This window comes from Salipiger thiooxidans, assembly GCF_900102075.1.
GTDB classification, from domain to species: Bacteria; Pseudomonadota; Alphaproteobacteria; order Rhodobacterales; family Rhodobacteraceae; genus Salipiger; species Salipiger thiooxidans.
Genome location: NZ_FNAV01000025.1, coordinates 1 through 20687, shown reverse-complemented (window position 1 = coordinate 20687; position 20687 = coordinate 1). Strand labels below are relative to the sequence as shown.

The 20687-nt window shown below is 62.8% G+C and carries 16 protein-coding genes; 6 read left to right on the top strand and 10 right to left on the bottom strand.

Annotated elements, in window-relative coordinates; all coding sequences use genetic code 11:
• Window positions 1-209: 209 nt before the first annotated feature.
• Window positions 210-2084 carry a hypothetical protein gene (locus BLQ77_RS24960; protein WP_089963742.1) on the bottom strand — a complete coding sequence of 625 codons (1875 nt, stop codon included), beginning with the start codon at window positions 2082-2084 and terminating at the stop codon, window positions 210-212.
• Between the two features lie 286 nt (window positions 2085-2370).
• Here BLQ77_RS24960 and BLQ77_RS24955 point away from each other — a divergent pair, with 286 nt between their 5' ends.
• Entirely contained in the window at window positions 2371-3075 is a 705-nt protein-coding gene (locus tag BLQ77_RS24955) for a metallophosphoesterase family protein (protein WP_242661858.1), read from the top strand.
• Window positions 3076-3085: 10 nt separating this feature from the next.
• On the opposite strand, the gene BLQ77_RS24950 is transcribed toward BLQ77_RS24955, so the two are convergent.
• The 9 genes from BLQ77_RS24950 to gmd all read right to left on the bottom strand — a co-directional run bounded on the left by BLQ77_RS24950 (window position 3086) and on the right by gmd (window position 14784).
• On the bottom strand, window positions 3086-3772 hold the full coding sequence (locus BLQ77_RS24950; RefSeq protein WP_089963740.1) for a sugar transferase: 687 nt from the start codon (window positions 3770-3772) through the stop codon (window positions 3086-3088).
• Window positions 3773-4445: 673 nt separating this feature from the next.
• Window positions 4446-5693 (bottom strand): glycosyltransferase, encoded by a 1248-nt coding sequence (locus BLQ77_RS24945; protein ID WP_089963738.1) that lies wholly within the window; start codon window positions 5691-5693, stop codon window positions 4446-4448.
• Window positions 5694-5697: 4 nt separating this feature from the next.
• Complete coding sequence (locus BLQ77_RS24940) at window positions 5698-6741, bottom strand: polysaccharide pyruvyl transferase family protein (RefSeq protein ID WP_089963735.1); 1044 nt, start codon at window positions 6739-6741, stop codon at window positions 5698-5700.
• Complete coding sequence (locus tag BLQ77_RS24935; RefSeq protein WP_089963733.1) at window positions 6738-8180, bottom strand: alkaline phosphatase family protein; 1443 nt, start codon at window positions 8178-8180, stop codon at window positions 6738-6740. Before BLQ77_RS24935 ends, BLQ77_RS24940 begins: the two co-directional genes overlap by 4 nt.
• A 34-nt stretch (window positions 8181-8214) precedes the next feature.
• Window positions 8215-9567, bottom strand: coding sequence for a flippase (locus BLQ77_RS24930; RefSeq protein ID WP_089963731.1), 1353 nt, complete (start codon window positions 9565-9567; stop codon window positions 8215-8217).
• A gap of 141 nt (window positions 9568-9708) precedes the next feature.
• Window positions 9709-10449, bottom strand: a complete 741-nt coding sequence (locus BLQ77_RS24925) for a phosphoadenylyl-sulfate reductase (protein WP_165617206.1) — start codon at window positions 10447-10449, stop codon at window positions 9709-9711.
• A 271-nt stretch (window positions 10450-10720) separates the two neighbouring features.
• Window positions 10721-12685, bottom strand: coding sequence for an acyltransferase family protein (locus BLQ77_RS24920; RefSeq protein ID WP_089963726.1), 1965 nt, complete (start codon window positions 12683-12685; stop codon window positions 10721-10723).
• A gap of 25 nt (window positions 12686-12710) precedes the next feature.
• Entirely contained in the window at window positions 12711-13652 is a 942-nt protein-coding gene (fcl, locus tag BLQ77_RS24915; RefSeq protein WP_089963724.1) for a GDP-L-fucose synthase, read from the bottom strand.
• A gap of 10 nt (window positions 13653-13662) precedes the next feature.
• Window positions 13663-14784 carry a GDP-mannose 4,6-dehydratase gene (gene gmd / locus BLQ77_RS24910; protein WP_089963722.1) on the bottom strand — a complete coding sequence of 374 codons (1122 nt, stop codon included), beginning with the start codon at window positions 14782-14784 and terminating at the stop codon, window positions 13663-13665.
• A 998-nt stretch (window positions 14785-15782) separates the two neighbouring features.
• Between gmd and BLQ77_RS24905 the strand changes: the two genes are divergently transcribed.
• The 5 genes from BLQ77_RS24905 to BLQ77_RS24885 form a co-directional block, all read left to right on the top strand.
• Window positions 15783-16778, top strand: a complete 996-nt coding sequence (locus BLQ77_RS24905; RefSeq protein WP_089963720.1) for a sulfotransferase — start codon at window positions 15783-15785, stop codon at window positions 16776-16778.
• Window positions 16775-17914, top strand: a complete 1140-nt coding sequence (locus BLQ77_RS24900; RefSeq protein WP_089963718.1) for a glycosyltransferase — start codon at window positions 16775-16777, stop codon at window positions 17912-17914. The genes BLQ77_RS24905 and BLQ77_RS24900 overlap by 4 nt, the downstream gene beginning before the upstream one ends.
• Window positions 17915-17972: 58 nt before the next feature.
• Window positions 17973-19097: a glycosyltransferase gene (locus BLQ77_RS24895; protein ID WP_089963715.1), complete on the top strand. Its 1125-nt coding sequence runs from the start codon at window positions 17973-17975 to the stop codon at window positions 19095-19097.
• A gap of 10 nt (window positions 19098-19107) precedes the next feature.
• Entirely contained in the window at window positions 19108-20343 is a 1236-nt protein-coding gene (locus tag BLQ77_RS24890; protein WP_089963713.1) for a glycosyltransferase, read from the top strand.
• On the top strand, window positions 20340-20687 hold a 348-nt coding region (locus BLQ77_RS24885), incomplete at its 3' end, for a hypothetical protein (protein WP_131822058.1). The genes BLQ77_RS24890 and BLQ77_RS24885, both read left to right, overlap by 4 nt.

The window sequence follows — 20687 nt, the reverse complement described above, 5'->3', positions numbered from 1 at the left end:
TACTCCGTTTTCGATCATCGTTTTAAGACTAAATAACATGCTGTTAAGGCCATTCTTCCGAGGTCCCGATCGGGCGTGGGCCAGGTGGCAGAATTTGACTTATGCGGGGGTAGAGCTTGATTTTTAGGCGTTTCCACGAGGTTCTGGTCGGGCGGAGCCCCGGTTCGCGGGGCTTGTGACAGCATTGCCGAGACGGCCGGTACATACCCTTAGCTCGTCCGCGAGCTGCCGCTCTCGATCCAGGTCGCGCCGTCGTAGATGAATTTCCACGAAGTCCGGGTGTTCGGGCTGGTCCCGGGCGCGGTCGCGGGCCTGAAGGCCGGGCTCCAGACGAGCTCGCGACCGCCCCTTCCGTCCTGCTCTATGATAAGCGTAAGTTCGTCGCCCGGGTGCGCGTTTCGTGCCGTGCTGATCGTGAGGGTCCCCGTCGCGGTGGCGAACCAGATATTGCCTCGCATCAGGTCGATCTCGAGCGAAGTGTCGCCTATGGGGAGCGGTGGCGCGTTCCAGAAAGAAGGCTGCGGCAGGCAGACCAGCCTCGGTCCGATCGTGCTGTCGGCATATCCGATCTTGCCGCGTGCAGCGGCGGGCAGGTAGATGCGCGCTCCGTTGTCGATGCGGTTGGTGACATAAAGATGATCGACATCGGGTGTGAGAATGCGGTTCGGGCCGAGCTGGGCATTGACGTTCATGCTGACGAAGGTCTGGACAAGGCAGGTCGCCTTGCCGACGGACTGCCGGTAGTCGCAGTTTTCGACCGTGAGGTTCGAGTCCATCCGGATCACAGGGCGGACGGTTTTGTTTCCCTCGTAACTGTCCCAGGCATTTTCGAAATGGCAGGCGAACAGCCCTCCGCTGACGTTGCTGGCATTGTGGAACATAGCCCCCCCTGAGTTCAGGAAGGTCGTTCCGAAGGCTCGGACGTCGATCGGGTCGTTGACGCGGAGGTTGTTCCAGCCGTTCTTGATCGTGCCACCGTAGATGGAGATGGACGAAACCTTCCCGCGCATCGACCTGAAATTGATCCCGTGCGGGGTTGGCGCGTCGAAGTTGTCGTCGAGCCGGATGCCAGCACAGCCCTTTTTCTGGCTGGTTGCCACAATGTTGGGATTGATTACCACGCCCTCGAAGCAGTTGTTGCGGAACCAGAGCGGGACCTTGCTGCCGACAAGGGTGGGGTTTTCGATGTTCCAGCGCGCCAGCGAGCCGTTAGCCTGATGTCCGCCATCCATCTCGAGAAGGACGTCCACGCCGGACCCTCCTCGGCGCAAGTAGAAGTTGCGCAGGTGGAGGTTGCGTGTGGTAGCATTCGTGCGGACCCGGAAGAGGGACCCGCCCTCAAGTGCCGAAGTGATCTGTCCTCCGGTCATATCGATCACGCCCTTGCCGGTCTGGACATCGTCGAATTGCACGAGAAGCTGCTTCGAAACCGTGTAGCGCCCGACGACGCGCAGGATGCAGTGGCGCGCGTCTGGAACGTCTCCGGTGATCTCTGCCTTCCAGGTATCCAGAGCGGCTTGCAGCGCGCGGGACGCGTCGGTGACGCCATCCGTTGGGGGATTGAACGCTCGAACGTCGATCACGCGGATATCTGCGAGCTTGAGCTTCACTCCGCTGCTTGTGACGAGGTGGTGATCCTCTGCGTGTGGATCCGCCTCAATGTAGCTGAAACCGTCCTTGGTCTGCCACGCTGCGTTGACGCCGCGCGGCATCTCCTGTGAGGTCTGAAGATGCGCAGGGCTGTCGTAAACCGTGCGAACCACCTTGGAATAGTCGCCGCGTGTCCAGTGGCCCGCGAAACGTGACGTGCTCGCGTCATCGTGCAGCGGGACGAGCCAGTCGCCGACCGCGAAGGTCTGGCCGTCGAGGATGCCCGGAGCGCTGACGAAGTAGTAGGTTCCGTGGATCGCCTCAGCAGGGAAACGGCCGTTGCCGGGGTCGAAGGTCCCGACCGGGAGCAGGCCCGTCACGATTCCGCCGAGCTCTTCATAGAACGCGTCGATGACGGATTGCATGGCACGTTCGAGCGCCTGCTTTGTCGGGTCGTTCTCGGGTAGCGAGAGGGAGAAGATCGGTTCGGACATGGGGTCGTTATCGCTGTAGTTGCATGAGAGCCGACAGGCAGCGTTCGGGGTGGAGATTGCACGAATGGGGGCGGTGAGGACCTGGGGGGCGGTTCTCGATGTCGTGAATAGTGGCTTCGGCACATCGCACGGCCGTGCAGGGGCCTTTCGGCGACTGATGCGGTTGGGAGCAGAGACCCAATCCCGGTTCGGCAACGTATTGGCAGCGCGCCGTTTTCGTCCTACCTCTGAGACCATGCGATTTCGGTTCCGAAGAAAACCTGCCTGCCCTGTATTCGACGCACCAATGCGTCCCGAAGAGGCCTTTTTTGCAGTCGGTGACATCCATGGCTGCGACGCCCTCCTCGGCAGGCTTCTGTCCAAGCTTGAGGAACTTGCCCATCCCACTGCGAAGCTTGTCATGGTGGGCGACTATATTGATCGCGGCGAGCAGAGCGCCGATGTCCTGCGGCGCCTTCGCCGGATGCAGGCGGACGCAGGGCCGAATCTCATGATCTGCCTTCGGGGCAATCACGACCAAATGCTGCTCGATTTTCTCGAGGACCCACAGTCCTTCGGGATGCGATGGTTTCGCCATGGGGGGCTGCAGACTCTGGCGAGCTACGGTCTTCCCGGCGTCGCGGCGACGGCGTCTGACAGCGCTTGGAGCGATGCGCGCGACCGGCTGCGCGACAGGATGGAAGATGGGCTCGAGGACTGGCTTCGGGGGTTGCCGACGAGTTGGCAAACGGGAAACGTCTTCGTCTGTCATGCGGGGGCCGACCCCGCACGCCCGATTGACGCACAGCGTAGCCGTTCGCTGATCTGGGGCCACCCCGATTTCGATACGGTGCCGCGGACGGACGGGATCTGGGTAGTACATGGGCATACGATCACCGAACGTGCGCGTCCGAAGGACGGACGCATCCCCGTGGATACCGGTGCATATGCCACGGGCCGCCTGACGGCGGCCCTTCTCGAGACTGGCAAGGTGCAGTTTTTCTCGACCTGACGCAGCAGGGTCAGCGGCCGGTGCGGTTCAGAACCGAGCCGGCGGTCTTGGCGATCAACTGGAGGTCGGTTTTCAGGGAAACCGTCTGCAGGTACTCGATGTCCATGGCGACGCGCTCGTCGTAGCTTACGTCGTTGCGGCCCGACACCTGCCAGAGCCCGGTGATGCCCGGCTTCATGGTGAGATAGGCCGTCCGGCCATGACCGTATTTCTTCATCTCGGCGCGCACCACGGGGCGGGGGCCAACGAAGCTCATCTCGCCCATCAGCACGTTCCAGATCTGCGGCAGCTCGTCGAGGCTGGTCTCGCGCAGGAAGCGGCCGATCTTCGTGATGCGGGGGTCGTCGGTGAGCTTGTGGTCTCGCGCCCATTCCTCGGCGGCAGCCGGGTTGTTCGCGAGATAGGCGACGAGGCGTTCCTCGGCGTTGGGCACCATGGTGCGGATCTTCCAGCAGCGGAAGACCTTGCCGTTCTTGCCGATGCGGCGGTGACCGAAGAAGCCGGGGCCGCCGTCAGTGCGGGTCATGGCCCAGAGGGTCGCGATCACCGGCACCAATACCGGCAGGAGGATCAGCGCAAGGCCGATATCGACGATCCGCTTGGTGTAGCGGGCGTAGAATTTCTGCGCTTCCCTGCGGTAGGCCATGCGCTGCGAGAAGGCGGGAGTATCGCCAAGGGTCGAACCGGCATCGAGCATCGTCACGGGATCATCCCCCAAAAACTGGATTCTGACAGAGGTTCGGTAGCATCCATCGGTGCTACCAATGTCGTGTAATTGTCGTGGAACGGGTCGTTCCGGAACTCGCCACAACTCTTAGTTAATCATTCGTTTACTGTCTAGTTTCTGCAAGTGCGAAATTTTTTCAAAGGAGATTCAACATCAACATGAATCAACCATAAATTGTTCTCCGCAGCCTGAAAAAACACATCTTGTTTTCCGGAGACTTGGAGGAGGTCGTGTCTCCTCCGGCGGCCCACCCGACGATGCCCATGACCTTCGATCTGAGGTTGGATCTTTTTATTATCGTTTAACAACAAGATGATAGATCTTTCCCGAAGAGTTTCTCGCGGTTTTCCCAGCCGTTCTCCTCGGGCAGGGGGACGTCCGGTGTGCAACGGGAGGCACAAGTGGTTCGCCAAAGGAGGTGCGCCACATGAGAAGAGGTTCGCCGATATTTGCGAAATGCGTGCGATAAATCGCCAATCTGGAGGAATTCTTTCGGTCGAAAATGATGTACGGGAGGTCACGCTCAGACCGTGGTGCAAAAAAATTAGTCGAAGCACGAAAGCCGCTCCGGCGAGACCCCGGCCTGATGAAGAAAGAGAATCACGGGACGTTCCAGCCGTCGAGAACGCCCTGCCGAACCGCCTCATCGCGATGGGGGGCTGCCTGCTCCGGTGAGGGCCGTGCGGTACAGAGACTGGTACTGCGCCGCGATCGTCTGTCGGGCGTAGACCGTTTCGGCTCGGTTGCGGCAGTTGTCCCGCAGGGCGCCGCCTGTGCCCAGGAGCCGGGCGATGCCGGCTCCGAGGTCGGACCCGTTTCCAGCCTCGGCCAACTCGCCGGTCTGGCCGGGAACGATGATGTCGTCGGGGCCGGTGCCACGGAAGGAGGCGACCGGCGTGCCGCAGGCCATGGCCTCGATCAGGGTGCGCCCAAAGGCCTCGTAGCGCGAGGCCGCCACGAAGACGTCTGCTGCGCTGTAGAGCAGTCTCAGTGTCACGTCGTCGTAGACTCGGCCATAATGGTGGGCGTAGCGCGCACCGATCTCTTGATCGAGGGTGCCGAACCCGATGAGGTCGAAATCCGGTGCCGCTGCCGAAGTGCGTAGGGAATCCACCGCATCGACGATGAGGTCACTCCCCTTCAGCCAGCCGTTCGAGGCATGGCCGGTCAGGACGATCGGCCTGTCCGGGTCGAGCCCTAGCGCGGTGCGGGCGAGGCGGCGGTCGACCGGGAAATAGGCCTTGGTATCGACCGCGTTGGGGATCACGGTGATCGGGCATTCACGGAGCACGGCGCTTGCCCGTGCCTCCAGGGCGATCCATTCCGAGATCGCCGCCACGTGAACTTTTCCGCCGACACGCCGTTTCAGGCGGGCCTGCAGGAAGGTGCTGAGGTCGCGTTCGCGCGACGAGGACAACCGGGGGCAGGCGCCGCAGGTGGTCTCGAAACGCCGGCAGTCTAGCGCGTAATGGCAACCGCCGGTCATCGGCCACATGTCATGGAGGGTCCAGACGGTCGGAACCGAGAGCTTCTCGACGAAGGGGGGGACGAAGGCGGCCGTGTTCAGCCAGTGCAGGTGCACGATGTCCGCGTCGCGGACCTGCCGCGGGATGCGGTGGCCGAACAGCCCCGGGCTGTAGAGGCTCACCGGTTTGCCTCGCGCGGCGATCTTCTTGGTCAGCTGCTCTCCGGCCTTGTAGGCCATGCCAGTGACGCGGGCGAGGCCGCCATTGTCGAGCGAGACGATGCCCTTGGCATTGGTGGCGGGTTTGGGGTCGCCGGTCAGGATGGTGGAGTCGATCCCGTCGGCCTGTAGGCCGAGATGGATGATCTCGGCCGCGCGCCCTGCGCCCGAGGCGAGATAGCCTCCCACGAAATGCACGACTTTCATCGGATTACTCCCCGGTCGCACCGAGCGCGCGGCCCAGCCAGGCGCGCGAGGCTTCGACTTCGCGGGTGATCGCGGCACGGTCGATGCCCTCGGGGCTCATCAGCCGTTCCATGTCCGCGGCGGAGATATCCTTCATCTCTTCCATCCGACGCATCCGCCATGGCGGCACTCCGGCCCTGCCGACGGGACTTTGCAGCCGCGCCTCGAGGTTGGGCGAATGCAGTGCAAGGTAGGGGGTCCCGGTCATCAGCGCCATGACCACGCCGTGAAAGGTCGAGGTCAGCACGAAACGCGCCTTCGCGTAGTGGCGCACCAGTGCGCGCGGGCTGACGAACTGCTGGGGCAGCTGCTGCAGGGCCTGTCGCTTTGGCGCGTAACCGTAGCAGCGCACGGGGCCCACGCCGTCGAGCATCTTGCCCCCGGCCGAGGCCATGACCTGCTCGAGCAGGAGCCGCGGCTTGGTGCAGTAGATGGCGAGCCCGCCGTCGCGCGTTGCCTCGTCCGGCAGGCGCGCTTCCTTCAGGAAGAAAGCCGGATCGGAGACCAGCGTGATGTCGTCGCGCCCGGTGACCCGCTCGATGACGGCTTTCGTGCCCTCGTCCCGCACCGAGATCGCCTTGAAACGCTGCAACCCCTCGACCATCCAGTCGGGGGCTTGGAAATCATCGGGCACGTAGCCCATCGAGGGGGCGTAGGCGACCTTTTCCGCATCGTCGCCCTGCCCGAAGAAGTAGGGATCGGCATCGAAGGCGGGATTGGTGAAGGACCAGACCTGGTCCGAGCCGTAGACGCGGATTGCCGCGGCCTCGTTCTTGGCCGACATCGGGATCTGTCGCCGCCAGAGCCACTGCATGTAGAGAAACTTGGGCAGGAGCAGCATCCGCGCCTGAACCTTAAGCTCGCGTCCCAAGTGGTTGTGGGTGCCGGCCTGGGTAACACGCGCGTCGGGACGCAGCTCGGAAACGGCATCGAGAAGACCCGCGGCCTGCAGGAACTGTCCGTGGTTGCCGCCGAGCACGAAGCTGCGGATCTGGATGTGTGGGGTCATTTCGCGCGTTCCGCCACCGCGAGGATGGAGCCGTAGAGATCGGTGAGCTTCTCGAGCGTGACCGCATCGGCATGCGGGCCGACATACCCGGCAAAAGTGTCGCTGCTCTTGACGCCGGAGAACTCGCCGGGGAAGCCCTTTTGGTACAGGGATTTGCCGAAATCGAATTCGCGGGTGCTGATCAGGCCGTCAGTTTGTTTCTCATTCGCCGTTCCACGTGGCGTGTGGCACAGGATATCGGGGTTGGGGACGCCCCCGGCTTCTGCGGTTTCGGCATTTCCGGAATAGGGGCTGTTGCCGGTTACGGAGAATGTCACGCCGGCTTCAGGTGCCTTGCTCGACCAGTAGTCGTTGAGCTGGTTCGCGAGAGTCTCTGCTTCTCTGGCGCGTGTTCCCGCATCCATGCTTGGCCCACCGAAGCGTTGGTCGGTCAGGTAGAGCGCGTCGATGTAGCCAATCGAAAAGGCCTTGCTCGCCTCGAACCGGTAGGAGTTCGGGACGATGGGCGTCCGGGGCTGCTTGGCGCGCATGCGCTTGTAGGCATGACGCCCCTGGCGGGCAGCTTGCCGGACCGGATCCCGTTGCAGCAGCCCCATGTCGACGAGCGCTTCATTGAGATTGATCTCGGCTTTGAATTCGCAGATGCCGTGGTCGGACACAACGAAGAGATTTTCTGGTGCCAGCTCTTCGATCAGCTTGTCCAGCATGCTGTCAAACCGGTCGCAGAGCGCGAGGATAAGCTCGCGCAGTGCGCGGGCATCGGGGTCCGTCGGATCGGAATTGATCAGCGCGGTGAACTTGTAGGACATCTCGTTGATAAAACGGCTTGCCATGAACATGGCATCGCTCGGCCGCCGTTCCAGCGCCACGCGCAGGATCTGGAAGTAGTCGCTCAGGTGCTTGTTGGCCACCTGCTCCATGTTGGCGAGGCTCGAGGGCAGGAAGCCGCCGTACCCCATGCGAAGGCCGAGATCGAGGTCGGCGATCATCGCGTGCCGCAGCAGGTCCGCCGGGAAGAGATCTTCGGCGCCGAGAGAGTTGCCGAACTTTCCCCCTCCGGTCGCGGCGATGGAGAAGCCAGGCAGCTCCAGCGGCTTGGTGACGGTGGGCACGGTCATGACACTCATGTCGTATCCCAGCGCCGTCAGGCGGTTCCAAAGCATGTTCTCGACACCGACGGTCTTCTCGACCTGTCCCAGGCCGGTCTTCTGCGTGGGTATGACACGCCCCTTCGAAGTGCGCACGGGAATCTGGTAGTAGGCGCCGGACTGCTCGGCCGTGGTTCCGCTAAAGATTTCAGGCCAGCCCCGGCTCATCCGGTAGGCGACTTGGGGGTTGCCGATAGTGCCTGCCTGCATGCGTTTCAGAAGGCGCACCATTCCGAAGGTCTCGATATTCTCGGAGCCGAGGCCATCGAGGCCGACGATCAACAGTTTCATGGTCTAGTCCTTTCGCAGTCCGGCAGATGTCCCGTCATGCCACGTCTTTTTTGAGCCCCAGTCCGAGGAAGGAGCTGTCGATCCCGAGGGTTCGCCGGCAGGCGACCCAAAGGTAGGTGTTCCAGATCGCTACGCTGATGGCGGTAGCGATTGCCGCCCCCGTCGGACCATAGAAGGGCACGAGAGACAGGTTCAGCACCACGTTGCAGACCGCGCCGAAGGTTACGGCCCGCGCTACGGTGCCCTCATGGCCGCTCATGTTCATCAGCTGGATGCTGGCGCCGGTCGCCGCGTTGGCCAGCTGGCCGGCGCAGAGGATTGCCAGGGGCAAGGCGCCGGCGGCGTATTCGGCCCCGAAGACCAGTGTCATGACCGGGGTGGCGAAGACGATCATCAGAACCGCAGGCACCAGCGCAGCCAAGAAGATTGCGCGGGACGCGACGGTCACGATCCCCTGCAGCTCCTTCATGCGGCCTTCCTTCCGATAGCGCGCGAAATACGGGCTCGCCACCATGCCGACCGAAAGCAGCGCGAAATAGACCAGGAATGCACCGCGGGAGGCCACGCGATAAATGCCGACATCCGCCGCCTCGCCGAAGAAGCCCAGCGAGAGGATGTCGATCTGCTCGTTCAGCGACTGGATGCCACCGCTCAGCGCCAGAGCGAGGACGGCGCGAAACCAGACTGAACGTGTCTCCTTGTCGGGTCGAGGGATACCGTCTCCCGACCGGGCTTCGGCCGGCAGGCTGGTCACTGTCAACCAGCGGACGACGATCAGCGCCCCCGTCGCGGCCACCGCGTTGAGGATCAGCGCGGTGTCGGCGGACATCCGGGAGCCGGTCACCGCCAGCGAGACCGCTCCGGCGAGTATCATCATCATCAGAGGGCGGAAGACGTTCTCTGGAAACTGGCTGGCCACCGGTTTCTTCAGGCCGCGCAGTACCGCGGAATCGAAGAAGGCGAAGGTCAGGAGCGGAACGTTCAGGAAGGTCAGCGCCACGATCCAAGGTGAAACGCCTTCGATCCGTTCGTGGAAGATCCAGAGCGCGAGGAGCGAAATGGCCGACACGAGGATAGAGGCCGTCAGCGACCACATGCGGCCCCAGCGCAAAACCATACCGATCTGGGGGGCGTCCTCGCCGGCCTTCGCGATCTCTCGCGTCATGAGAGATGGCAGGCCGAACTTTGCCGGCAGCATCAGGAGTGTGAGGATTGCCAGCACGAAGGTGTAGATGCCGAACTCTGTTGGTCCCATGACCCGGGCGAGCAACACGCCCAGGCCGAAAGAGACGCCGAGACCTCCCACGCGTAGCGCGAGAAGCTGGCCGCTCGAAGACAGGATACGCCGTCCGTCACTTGGCGCCGGCGTGCTCGTCTGATCCGTCATTCAAGAATCCAGAAAGTGGGAGATTGACGCTTAGGGACGCCCGCAGCGTGTGATTTGCGCCATTTTTTCAACGCTACGGCGATGGTTAGGCGTAAGAAGTCGAATGGTCAACCTTGGCTCTCTAGTCTGTTTGTCAGGGGATCAGGATGGTTTTGAGCTACGACGGAAACGGCCATCTGGGCCCAGGTGAATCCCGCACTCAGTCTTGTCCGGCGTATCGGCCCAGCGGCCTGCACGAGCATTTTCACCGGGCTTCACGGCGCGGGTGCACGGGGCGCAGCCGATGGAGAGGTAGTTCTGCGCTTCCAGCGGGTGACGGGGCAGGGAATGGCGTTCGTGATAGCCATCGAGTTCTTCCTTGCTCCAGAAGGCAAGCGGGTTGATCTTGATACGTTCGCCGTCGCGCTCGAGCACCGGCATGCTTGCGCGGGTCGCCGCCTGGTATCTTTTACGCCCGGAAATCCAAGTGTCGTATCCCGCCAAGGCATCTTGCAAGGGGAAGACCTTGCGCAGCCGGCAACAGGTCTCAGGCTCATAGCTGTGCAGACGACCATCCGGATCTTCGGCAGCCACCTCTTCCTCCTCCGGGGTCAGGACGCGCAGGTTGAGGTCGAAGTCGTTCACCACCTTGTCCCGATATTCCAGAGTTTCGGGGAAGTGCTTCCCCGTATCGAGGAAGAGCACGTCAACTTCGGGCAGGATACCCGAGACATAATGCAACAGGATGACACTCTCAGCGCCGAAGGACGATACGATCGCCACCCGGCCAAGCCGTTCGTCCTTGAGCAGTCCGGCCATGTCGGATCCGGCGATGCTGGGAATGTAAGTTTCCTGCAGGATGGCGATCTCGGGATCGAGACCACCCGGGGGCCAGCTTTCCATGATCATCTCCTTGTTTGGATTCGATATTCTGAAACCGGACTGTCCGTGTTCCGTTGTCATCGGCACCGGGTCGTTGCGATCTCCGCAACTGCCTCGACAAGTTCCGTTAGCGAGAACGGTGGCATTTCTGCGGTGCAGCGTCAACTAGTGCCGGATCGCCGTAGGGTTGTTTCAGGTCGATGCTGCAACCTTCGGCGATCCCCGGAGGCTCTGCCCGGAAAAGTGACAGGCCTTTTTCTGAAGCGCATTTGTGGCTTGGATTTCCAGCAGATCAGACCGGGTCCGGTAGCCCCTGAAGAATGTTCTGAATGGCTTGGAGCAGGGCAGGGGCGATTGCGTTCCCCCCGTCGATCGAGAGGTGATCATCATCGTAGTAGTTGATGATTCCATGCTCCGCGAGCAGGGAGTGCCCCGTATGACCTTCGAGGAACTCTGAAACATTGAAGAAGTGGCATGTCTTGCACGCCTCAAGGATGGCGCGGCGCTGTGCCGATTTTACGAGGTGCTCGTCCGAGACGCGGACCTCCACGAGGCTTGCCGGCGTGATGTCTCGGAAGCGGCTAACGTAGCTCAGGAAATGATGCGCGCCGTTGTTTCCGTAGAGCATGACCGGGGGCTGGGATGTGAACAGCAACGGGATCCCTCGATTTTCGAAATAGGCTGCGAAATCCTGAAGCACCTCGTCGGAAGGCAGGTTGCGTGTCGAGATGATCACCAAGTCCGGATGCCAGGTCTCGACCCGTTCGCGCCGCGCCGCGGCGATTTCCCGGCGCTGCTGGCCGGTTGCCCGCTCATTGCCGCGTAGTAGGGACGGGTTGGTGAAATCCGCGAAGGGAAGGTCACCTGACATGCCGCTTACGAAGAGAGAAAAGCCGTTCTCTTCGGACAGCCGATCGAGCACGGGTGCCCACATCAGGGAATGGGAATCCCCCATGATCATGATCTTCGGGCCCGAGCCGTAGTCCAGCAGCAGCCCGCCGTCCTTGTAGAGCGGCGCGCGATCTTCAGGTCGGGTTCTGATGTCCTGCCCTACACGCTTGAGTTGTGTTTGGCGGTCATCCATGGGCTGGACCGGCGACAGGTCGTAGTAGGGACCGGCATAGGCGATCCGCTCATACCCGGTCGGGTTGGCGGGGACCATCGACCAGAGGCCGACCACGAGCAGGCAGGCGAGGACTCCTGCGGAGGGGAAGGCCAGCGGCAGTGCGAGCGGAGCCCGGGCTCGGCGAACCGGCCCCTCCACGAGGTAGTAGGAGGCCAGGCTGAGAACGAAGATGATGACAAGGAGAAGCCAGTGCGGTGCGGGACGATCGCTGGCGAGGCCGATCTCGTCGGCCAGCACGATCACCGGCCAGTGCCAGATGTAAAGCGAGTAGCTGAGCTTTCCGATCCCAACCATCGGTCGATTGGACAGCAGCGCTTTGGCAATACGGCTGTTCTGTCCGCCGCGGATGATGAAGGCCGCCCCCACAACCGCGCACACTGCCTGCGGGACCGAGACCTGGCTTCCGGCCGGCATCGAGACATAGGAAAAGACGATCAGCGCGATGCCCAGCCCGGTCATGACTTCCGACAGAGCACGGCTTCTCAGCGTGAGCCGCATGCTGGCCAGAAGACACCCGGCGCCGAGTTCCCAGGCACGGGTCGGGAACATGTAGAAGGCCACTGTTGGGCGGGACTGCAGTAGCCACAGGAATGCCGCGAAGCTTGCTATCATGGCCAGCACGATGGCCGGTGTGACCCAGCGTGGACGGAAACGCAGGATCAGGAACAGCAGACCTGGGAAAAACAGGTAGAACTGTTCTTCCACCGCCAGGCTCCACATGTGCAGAAAGGGCACGTCCTCGGCGCTGGTCCCCCAGTAGCTTCCGAAATGCATGGGGATGTAGATGTTGGCGACCATCAGAAGCGCCGAAAGGCCCGCCTGCGCATGTTCGACCAGCGTCACCGGGAAGCCCAGAAGCGCGAAGGCGAGCAGTGTCACGATCACCATCGTGCCGACGACCGGCAGGATGCGCCGGATGCGCCGGGCCCAGAACTCCATGAAGGAGAAGCTCCCTGCCTCCATCTCGCGCAGCAGGATGGAGGTGATCAGGTAGCCGGAGATGACGAAGAACACATCGACGCCGAGGAACCCACCAGGCAACAGGGCCTTGTCCAGATGGAAGGCGATGACCGGCAGGACGGCAAGGGTGCGGAGCCCGTCCACATGCGGCTGGTAGCGGATTGCAGGCATCGGGGTCTCCTTGGCCCTTGCGGGACTACACGGTTTCCAATGTTTTCAGATAGGCGGTGTAGGCGTTTGCGATCCCGTCCTCGAGCGGCCGGGCGCGCGACCATCCCATGTCCGCCAAGCGCGAGCTGTCCATCAGCTTGCGGGGCGTCCCGTCGGGCTTGGTCGCATCGAAGGTCAGTTCCGCCTCGTAGCCCACCACGCGGGCGATGGTCTCGGCCAGTTCGCGGATCGTCACCTCGGAGCCGGAGCCGACGTTCACGTGCTCGTAGCCCGAGTATTCCTTGAGCAGGAAGACCAGCGCATCCGCGAGGTCGTCGCAGTGCAGGAACTCGCGCAGCGGCGTGCCCGAGCCCCAGAGCTCGACGGACGAGGCGCCGGCCTCCTTGGCCTCGTGGAACTTGCGCAGCAGCGCCGGCAGTACGTGGCTGGAGTTCAGGTCGTAGTTGTCGCCCGGGCCGTAGAGGTTAGTGGGCATGGCCGAGATCCAGTCGCGGCCATATTGCGTGCGATAGGCCTGGCACAGCTTGATGCCGGTGATCTTGGCGATGGCGTACCACTCGTTGGTGGGTTCCAGCGGGCCGGTCAGCAGGCTGTCCTCGGGGATCGGCTGCGGGGCGAACTTGGGGTAGATGCAGGAGGAGCCGAGGAACAGGAAGCGCTCGACGTCGTTCTCGTGCGCCGCCTGCGCGATATTCGCCTCGATCATCAGGTTCTGGTAGAGGAAATCCACCGGGTAGTCGCTGTTGGCCTTGATGCCACCGACCTTGGCCGCGGCCATGACGATGACATCCGGTTTCGCCTGCGCCATCCAGGCCTTCACCGCGGCCTGGTCGACGAGGTCGACGACGTCGCGGCCGGCGGTGATCACTTCGCAGTCTTCCTGCGCCAGACGGCGCACCACGGCGCCGCCGACCATGCCGCGATGGCCAGCCACCCAGACGCGCTTGCCGCTCAGGTCATAGGACATGGGGGTCTCCTTACCGGTCTTCGACCGAGATGGGCATTTCCAGCCCGTGTTCCTTGAGCAGGGCGTGGCGCTTGGCGGTCTTGAGGTCCGCGGCCACCATCTCGGAGCACATCTCCTGGGCGGTGATCTCGGGAACCCAGCCGAGCTTGGTCTTGGCCTTCGTCGGATCGCCCAGCAGCGTGTCCACCTCGGCGGGGCGGAAGTAGCGCGGGTCGATGCGCATGATGATGTCGCCTTCCTTCACCGCCGGGGCCACGTTGTTGTCGACCGACTTGACGGTGGCGGTCTCGTCCACGCCTTCGCCCGAGAACTCCAGCTCGATCGACAGCTCGCGCGCGCTCCAGTCGATGAATTCCCGCACTGAGTACTGCTTGCCGGTGGCGATGACGAAATCGTCGGCCTGTTCCTGCTGCAGCATCATCCACTGCATGCGGACATAGTCCTTGGCGTGGCCCCAGTCGCGCAGGCTGTCGATGTTGCCCATGTAGAGGCAGGGCTCGAGACCCATGGCGATGTTGGCCATGCCGCGGGTGATCTTGCGGGTCACGAAGGTCTCGCCGCGGCGCGGGGACTCGTGATTGAAGAGCACGCCGTTGCAGGCATACATGCCGTAGGCCTCACGGTAGTTCACCGTGATCCAGTAGGCGTAGAGCTTGGCCGCCGCGTAGGGCGAGCGCGGGTAGAAGGGCGTGGTCTCGCGCTGGGGGATCTCCTGCACGAGGCCGTAGAGCTCGGAGGTCGAGGCCTGGTAGAAGCGGGTCTTCTCCTCGAGGCCGAGGAAGCGGATCGCCTCCAGCAGGCGCAGCGTGCCGATGCCGTCCACGTCCGCGGTATATTCCGGCGCCTCGAAGCTGACCGCCACGTGGGACTGGGCGCCGAGGTTGTAGACCTCGTCAGGCTCGATCTCGGAGATGATGCGCGTGAGGTTCGAGGTGTCGGTCAGGTCCCCGTAATGCAGCTTGAGCTTCGGGTTGGGCTCGTGCGGATCCTGGTAGATGTGGTCGACACGCTGTGTGTTGAACAGCGAGGCACGGCGCTTGATGCCATGCACTTCGTACCCTTTTTCCAGCAGGAATTCCGCCAGATAGGATCCGTCCTGACCGGTCACACCGGTGATGAGCGCTTTCTTCATTGCTTAGTTCCTGAGATGAGGCTTGGCGCCGTGTAGTTGCCCGCGGTTTTCCGCATCAGTTGGCTCCGATCAGGTGGCGGGGGAACACCTTGTCGGTTTGTATCAGCTCAGTGGCGATGGGAAGGTCGATGCGCCCGAAGTCCACAACCAAAGGCATCGTGGGGCCGCGTCGTTTTCCGCCAAGCGCTTGGTGCAAGAAATATGTGCAAGCTGCAAGACAATGACCCGGCTTTCCGGGCGGTCCGCATATCTTTGATCTCAACGGCTGCGAGAAGGCCACCGAAGCGGGGAGAATGTGCGCATGTAGTGGACATTTCGTTGGCTTCAGAACTCGCGCGTAAGTAGGTTGTGGTTACGCGAGGGGCGATCAGATGCCCTTGCGATGCGGGCCTGAAAGGGCGCACGACAGATGACCGGCGGTCTTGCCCTGCACCGTCCGGGTGGCTTTCCCGACCCTCGCGCCGCGTGGCGACGCCCAGTATCCCACGACAAGTCGTTAATCCGTTTTGCCATCTGCACATCCGAAAAATCTTTGGCGCCTTTCTGGGCAGGCCGCGCTGCCCGGCATCGTCAGGGTGGATGTTTAGGCAGTCGTGAACCGAGGTCAACCGCAGCTCAGGGTTGTGTGTTGTCAGGCTGCGGCGACTGCTCAATATCCGGGCGCTGCGTTGCAGCATTTCCTCGTCGGCGAGTTCTGTCGATGCTTCCGGCGAGTTGCGGATTGCCCCCGGCAGACAGACTCTCTACCTACGGGGGTGTCGGCTCGATCGCGCCGCCCGGTGCCAGATCTTCCATGCAAAGGGCTGGAAACGTGGTTGAGCCAGGGATGTCGCGTCGGTCGAACTGTTTGAAGCGAGAGGCATTATGCAAACACGGTGCGACAGAGGCGAGATGTCCGTCGCACAACTCGTCCTACAACCGAACGCATCTCCTCGCACGGATTCCGCCAACGGAGAATTCCGTACTGCTTTCCCGTTGATTCGAAAGGGCTGACTTTCATGTGGACCGACACGAGCCTGCTTTTGCGCCAGAGTTTAAGGCAGGGAATCGCCGAAACACTCAACACTCACAAACCCGGCAGCAAGTCGGACATCGCCCTGATCGGCTCGCGCCGCAGCGGATCCACTCTGCTAATGCAGGTGATCGGTCATGCCCCGGGAGTGAAATCCTCGGACCAGCCCTTCGCCCTGACCACCGCCACAAATGCCCAGATGCAGCACCTCGGATGGCCTCCGGGCGGAATGTTCATCGCGCCGGATGAGCAGACCACTGCCAAGTTACAGACCTACGTCCGAAAGATGCGGCAGGGGGAGATCCATGTGCGCGAGCCCTGGCGGTTCTGGAAGGGAGACTTTCACTTCCGCAGCGACCGGCTCGTGCTCAAGACGACAGACGCCAGCTATCTGAAGCCCCTGCTCGACGAGGCTGGATTCTTGACCATTCTCTATTTCCGCCATCCGGTGCCTCAGTCGATATCCTGTGCGCGGAATGGCTGGGGCCACAAGCTGGACCAGTTCGCCAGCCACCGTCCGCTCTGCGAAAGGTTGTTGGCGCCAGAGCTTCGCGACCTGCTCGACCGGATCCTCGCGGAGGGGACACAGATAGAACAGTACGTCCTCGGCTGGTGCCTCGAGAACATGCCGCTCTTCGCGGCGTTCCAGGGCGGAACCCCGACGATTTTCTACGAGGACATGGTACTCGATCCTGACGGCACGATCGCCCGTCTGGTGGAGCTCTGCGACATCGCACCGACGCCGAAGATGCGCGCGATGTTCGGCAATGCATCGAACTCGGTCCGGGGGCTGAGCGACCGTGAAGGAGCGGATGCGATCCGCTCCGGAGACGTGCAGGCCCTGATCGGGCGGTGGCGCGGCAAGGTAGAGGAGGCCGACATCGCCCGTGCTCAGGCCATCCTCGATCACTTCCCCGGTTGCCCGTATCGCGCCTCCGATATCCGACCTGTCTCCGCGCTGGCCGGAGAAGCCGCTGCATGACCAGCCTGACGTATTTCGAGCCGCTGACCGCAGGACATTGCTCGTTCTGGGCCCGTATGGTGCTGCAGGCGGCGGCGGCCGATCCCCGGATTTCGCGTTTGCGGTTCGTGACAGGGCGGGAAATGGCCGACCGGCTGAGCGACGTGGTGGACGCCACCGGGCTCGAACTCGAGGTCTTGCCGGAAGCACAGATCGACGCGCTGTCACAGGACGGGCTGATGGCGCGGGGGCGGGCGCAATGGGCCGCTGCACGGGCCTGTCTGGAAGGCGTTGGAGGACAGCTTTTTCTACCCTTCTTCGACCATGCGGTTTTCGGTGCGGCGGTCGATCGGCGACCGATGAAGGGGCAGGTCTCGGGCATCCTCTTTCGCCCTCCCAACGGCTACAACCTGCCCACCACGCCGAGGCGGCGCGTGGATGTCTCCAGACGCTGGGGCACCTATCTGGCGGCGAAACGTCCCGCCGTGCGGCGGCTGTTCACGCTTGATGAGGTGGCACCGCAGTCGGCGGTGTCACGCATGTCGAAGCTGCTGACTTTCCTGCCCGACCCCGCGCCGGATCTCTCCCTGCTCGAGGGACGGGAGCGCCGCCCGCGATCCGACGGGCGCAAGGTCCACCTCCTGTTCGGCTCTCTGGGCTCTCGCAAGGGCATCTTCGTCGTGCTCGATGCCTTGGCGCACGTGTCTGCGGATGTCCGCGCGACACTGGCACTGCGCTTTGTCGGGCGCGCCTTGGCGCAGGATCGCGAGGCCTTTACCGCCGCGCTCGAGCGGGCCCGCGCCGCCTACCCCGAAATGGCCATCGAATGGGTGGACGATTTCGTTTCCGACGAGGAACTGGCCCAGGAGGTGAGCGACAGCGACGTCGTTCTGGCGCCCTACCAGAACCATCTCGGATCGTCGGGGGTCGTGTTCTGGGCCACCGCGGCGGGAAAGCCGCTGATCGCGCAGCGCACCGGCCTGATGGGCTATCAGATCGACCGCTATGATCTGGGGCTGGCGGCCGACACCACCGACCCCGCCGCACTCGCCCGGGCGATGGAAGCGGTCGAGATGCGTCCCCGCAACACCGAATTTCTCGGGGCCCACAGCGTTCCGGCCTTCACCGGCACCATCCTCGGAGAACTGCTGTCATGATCCTTTCCGATCTCTTTCGTATTTCCCGGATCGCCGCCCCCGTGCAAGGAGTCCCGACATGATCCTCGCCACCAGCTTCGCACTTCTCCTCTGCGTCCTGATCGTCATCTATCCCTACGCGATCTACCCGCTGATTTTGAAACTCCTGCCGAAGCGACCTGTCGCGCGCGACCCGGCGCATCGTTGTAGCGCGACACTCGTGTTCTGCGCCTACAACGAGGGCGCGGCGATGCCCGAGAAACTGCGCAATATCGAGGGATTGAAACGCCGCTATCCCGAGCTCGAGGTCCTGGCCTTCGATGACGGGTCGGCAGACGATACTGCGGCGCAAATTCTGGCACGCCCTGATCTGGTGACGCTCGTGCAAGGGGGCGGGCGTAGCGGCAAGGCCAACGGAATGAAGCGGCTGGCCGCCATGGCATCCGGCGACATCATGATCTTTACCGATGCCAACGTGCTTCTGGATGAGGATGCGATCGACAACCTGATGGCCTGGTATGCCGATCCGGAGGTCGGCGGCATCTGTGGCACGCTGCAATATCTGGGCTCGGAGGATTCCACGACCGCCTCGGTCGGCGGCCTCTACTGGCGGCTCGAGGAGCGTATCAAGACACGGGAATCCTGCACCGGAAACGTGATGGGGGCCGACGGGTCGATCTTTTCGTTGCGCCGGACGCTCTATCCAGATTTTCCGGATACCGTCCTCGACGACCTGACGGTCTCCATGGCGGCGGTCTTCGCGGGCAAGCGGCTGCTCAAGGTCGATGACGTGATCGCCTATGAACGGCTCGTGGCGGCGCGTGGCGAGGAGTTCTCGCGTAAGGTCCGGATCGCCGCTCGGGCCTATCACACGCACATGTACCTGCGTCCGCAGCTCGCGAGCATGGCCACTGTCGACAAGTTCAAATACGTCTCTCGCAAGCTGGTCCGGTGGTTCGGGGGCTTCTTCCTGATCCTCGGAGCCCTGGTCGCAGTGATCCTCTCGGCCTTGATCTCTCCGCTGTTGGGGGGCGCTGCCGTTGCCGTGCTGGGGCTCGCAATCCTGCTCGGTCCGAAGGTCGAGAAAGGACCCGTGGCCGCCGTTGCCGAAATCGTCCTGGCGCTGATCGCCACACTTATGGGTGTGCTCCGCGCCATGCGCGGCCAGACATTCGTCACTTGGTCGCCTGCCAAATCCCGTTGAAGACTGTACGATGAACATGCCACTCACAGCCCGCGCTCTTCCTGACCTGGCTCAGGCGCCGCGCGTCCTGCTCCTTGCGAAGGTCCACCCCTATCCGCCGGCAACGGCGGGCGATGCGGTCTATTCGCGAGGCATCATTGAATCCCTTTCGCGAACCACGCGCCTGACGGTGCTCTGCGCCGACAGCGGCGCAGACCGAAGCATCCGCCCGGACATTGACTGGCATATCACCGGACCGCAGCGTGGCGGACGGGTGGGATCGGTTCTGTCGCGTTGGCCCCTGATCTCCTGGAAGGGCGCGACGCGGGACTATCTCGCGGAACTCGACCGCCTGCTTGAGCAGAAGTGGGACGCGATCATTCTGGACAACCTCGGGCTCGCACATGCGCTCCCGCGGGCCGAGCGCTACCGAACCGCTCACCCCGGCACCCGGCTGGTCTACATCTCGCACGAATACGAATATCCCACCCGGGCCGCCAAGTATGACAGCTACGGGATGAGCCTGCCCAAGCGTCTGCTGGCAGGCCGGGATCTGGCCAAGGTCCGCAGGAGCGAGGAGGCGCTTCTCCGTCGCTGCGACATCGTGACCGTGATCAACACCGCCGATCTCGCTCCCTTCCGGAAGATCGCGCCTGAACGCAAGTACCTGCCCCTTCTGCCTGGCTACGAGGGGCAGATGGTCTCCGAGCGCCGGATCGACGCGGAGGTCCCGCGCCGGGTGCTCGTGCTGGGCGGACGGCGCTCTGAGCAGAAGCGGCAGATCCTGCTAGACTGGATGGCTGCGGCCCATGACAAGCTGCACGCCGAAGGCATCGAGATGGTGGTCGCGGGCGACATGGATGAAGGGCTCCGCAGTCATCTGCGCAAGTCCTATCCGCATGCGCAGGTACTCGGGTTCGTCGACGATCTCGAGGCGCTCTTCGCTTCGGCCCGGATGGGAATCATTGCCGACACAACTGGCGGAGGCTTCAAGCTTCGCCTTCTGACGCAGGTCTTCCAGCGTCTACCAATCGTCGGTCTGAAGGGAGCGATCAGCGGCCTGCCCACGCCCGAGGGCGAGGGCTATCTCGGGGCGGATAGCCTGAAGCAACTGGTGTCTCTGGTGTGCGAGGTGATCGACGATACCGACCGTCTCAATGCGCTGCACGAGAAGGTTTTCTCGGACTCGGCCGTGGCCTTCTCGTGGGAGGCCCGTGCAGAAGCCCTGACTCGAACTCTGGCCGGGGACGCCGGAGAGCTATCATGACGGACCTCGGCATGGTTTCGCGCCCCCGTGCGATACAGACCGGAACCCGACTGAAGGTGCGCCGCAGCACCTTGGTTATGATCCTCTTCACGATCTACTTGATCGGCGCACATTTGCGTCTGTCGCTCTATTCCGGCAGCAGCATCTTGCTGCCAATGTATCCTATGTTGCTGAGCGCGGCGGTGATGACGCTGCTGTTCATGAACCAGCTTCTGACCCGTGCAGGAGCACTTTTCGCAATCTTTGCGGGCTTTATCCTGATCTACCCGCTTCTTACGACAGCACCGGGCAGCGAATACCGGTCCACGCTTCTCGGAAGCCTGCAGTTCCTTGTCTCGGTGATC

What these genes read in the sequence shown, in the direction of transcription:
- BLQ77_RS24960 (WP_089963742.1), bottom strand. Translation starts at nt 2,084, where the DNA reads ATGTCCGAACCGATCTTCTCCCTCTCGCTACCCGAGAACGACCCGACA.
- BLQ77_RS24955 (WP_242661858.1), top strand. Translation starts at nt 2,371, where the DNA reads ATGCGTCCCGAAGAGGCCTTTTTTGCAGTCGGTGACATCCATGGCTGC.
- BLQ77_RS24950 (WP_089963740.1), bottom strand. Translation starts at nt 3,772, where the DNA reads ATGCTCGATGCCGGTTCGACCCTTGGCGATACTCCCGCCTTCTCGCAG.
- BLQ77_RS24945 (WP_089963738.1), bottom strand. Translation starts at nt 5,693, where the DNA reads ATGAAAGTCGTGCATTTCGTGGGAGGCTATCTCGCCTCGGGCGCAGGG.
- BLQ77_RS24940 (WP_089963735.1), bottom strand. Translation starts at nt 6,741, where the DNA reads ATGACCCCACACATCCAGATCCGCAGCTTCGTGCTCGGCGGCAACCAC.
- BLQ77_RS24935 (WP_089963733.1), bottom strand. Translation starts at nt 8,180, where the DNA reads ATGAAACTGTTGATCGTCGGCCTCGATGGCCTCGGCTCCGAGAATATC.
- BLQ77_RS24930 (WP_089963731.1), bottom strand. Translation starts at nt 9,567, where the DNA reads ATGACGGATCAGACGAGCACGCCGGCGCCAAGTGACGGACGGCGTATC.
- BLQ77_RS24925 (WP_165617206.1), bottom strand. Translation starts at nt 10,449, where the DNA reads ATGGAAAGCTGGCCCCCGGGTGGTCTCGATCCCGAGATCGCCATCCTG.
- BLQ77_RS24920 (WP_089963726.1), bottom strand. Translation starts at nt 12,685, where the DNA reads ATGCCTGCAATCCGCTACCAGCCGCATGTGGACGGGCTCCGCACCCTT.
- fcl (WP_089963724.1), bottom strand. Translation starts at nt 13,652, where the DNA reads ATGTCCTATGACCTGAGCGGCAAGCGCGTCTGGGTGGCTGGCCATCGC.
- gmd (WP_089963722.1), bottom strand. Translation starts at nt 14,784, where the DNA reads ATGAAGAAAGCGCTCATCACCGGTGTGACCGGTCAGGACGGATCCTAT.
- BLQ77_RS24905 (WP_089963720.1), top strand. Translation starts at nt 15,783, where the DNA reads ATGTGGACCGACACGAGCCTGCTTTTGCGCCAGAGTTTAAGGCAGGGA.
- BLQ77_RS24900 (WP_089963718.1), top strand. Translation starts at nt 16,775, where the DNA reads ATGACCAGCCTGACGTATTTCGAGCCGCTGACCGCAGGACATTGCTCG.
- BLQ77_RS24895 (WP_089963715.1), top strand. Translation starts at nt 17,973, where the DNA reads ATGATCCTCGCCACCAGCTTCGCACTTCTCCTCTGCGTCCTGATCGTC.
- BLQ77_RS24890 (WP_089963713.1), top strand. Translation starts at nt 19,108, where the DNA reads ATGAACATGCCACTCACAGCCCGCGCTCTTCCTGACCTGGCTCAGGCG.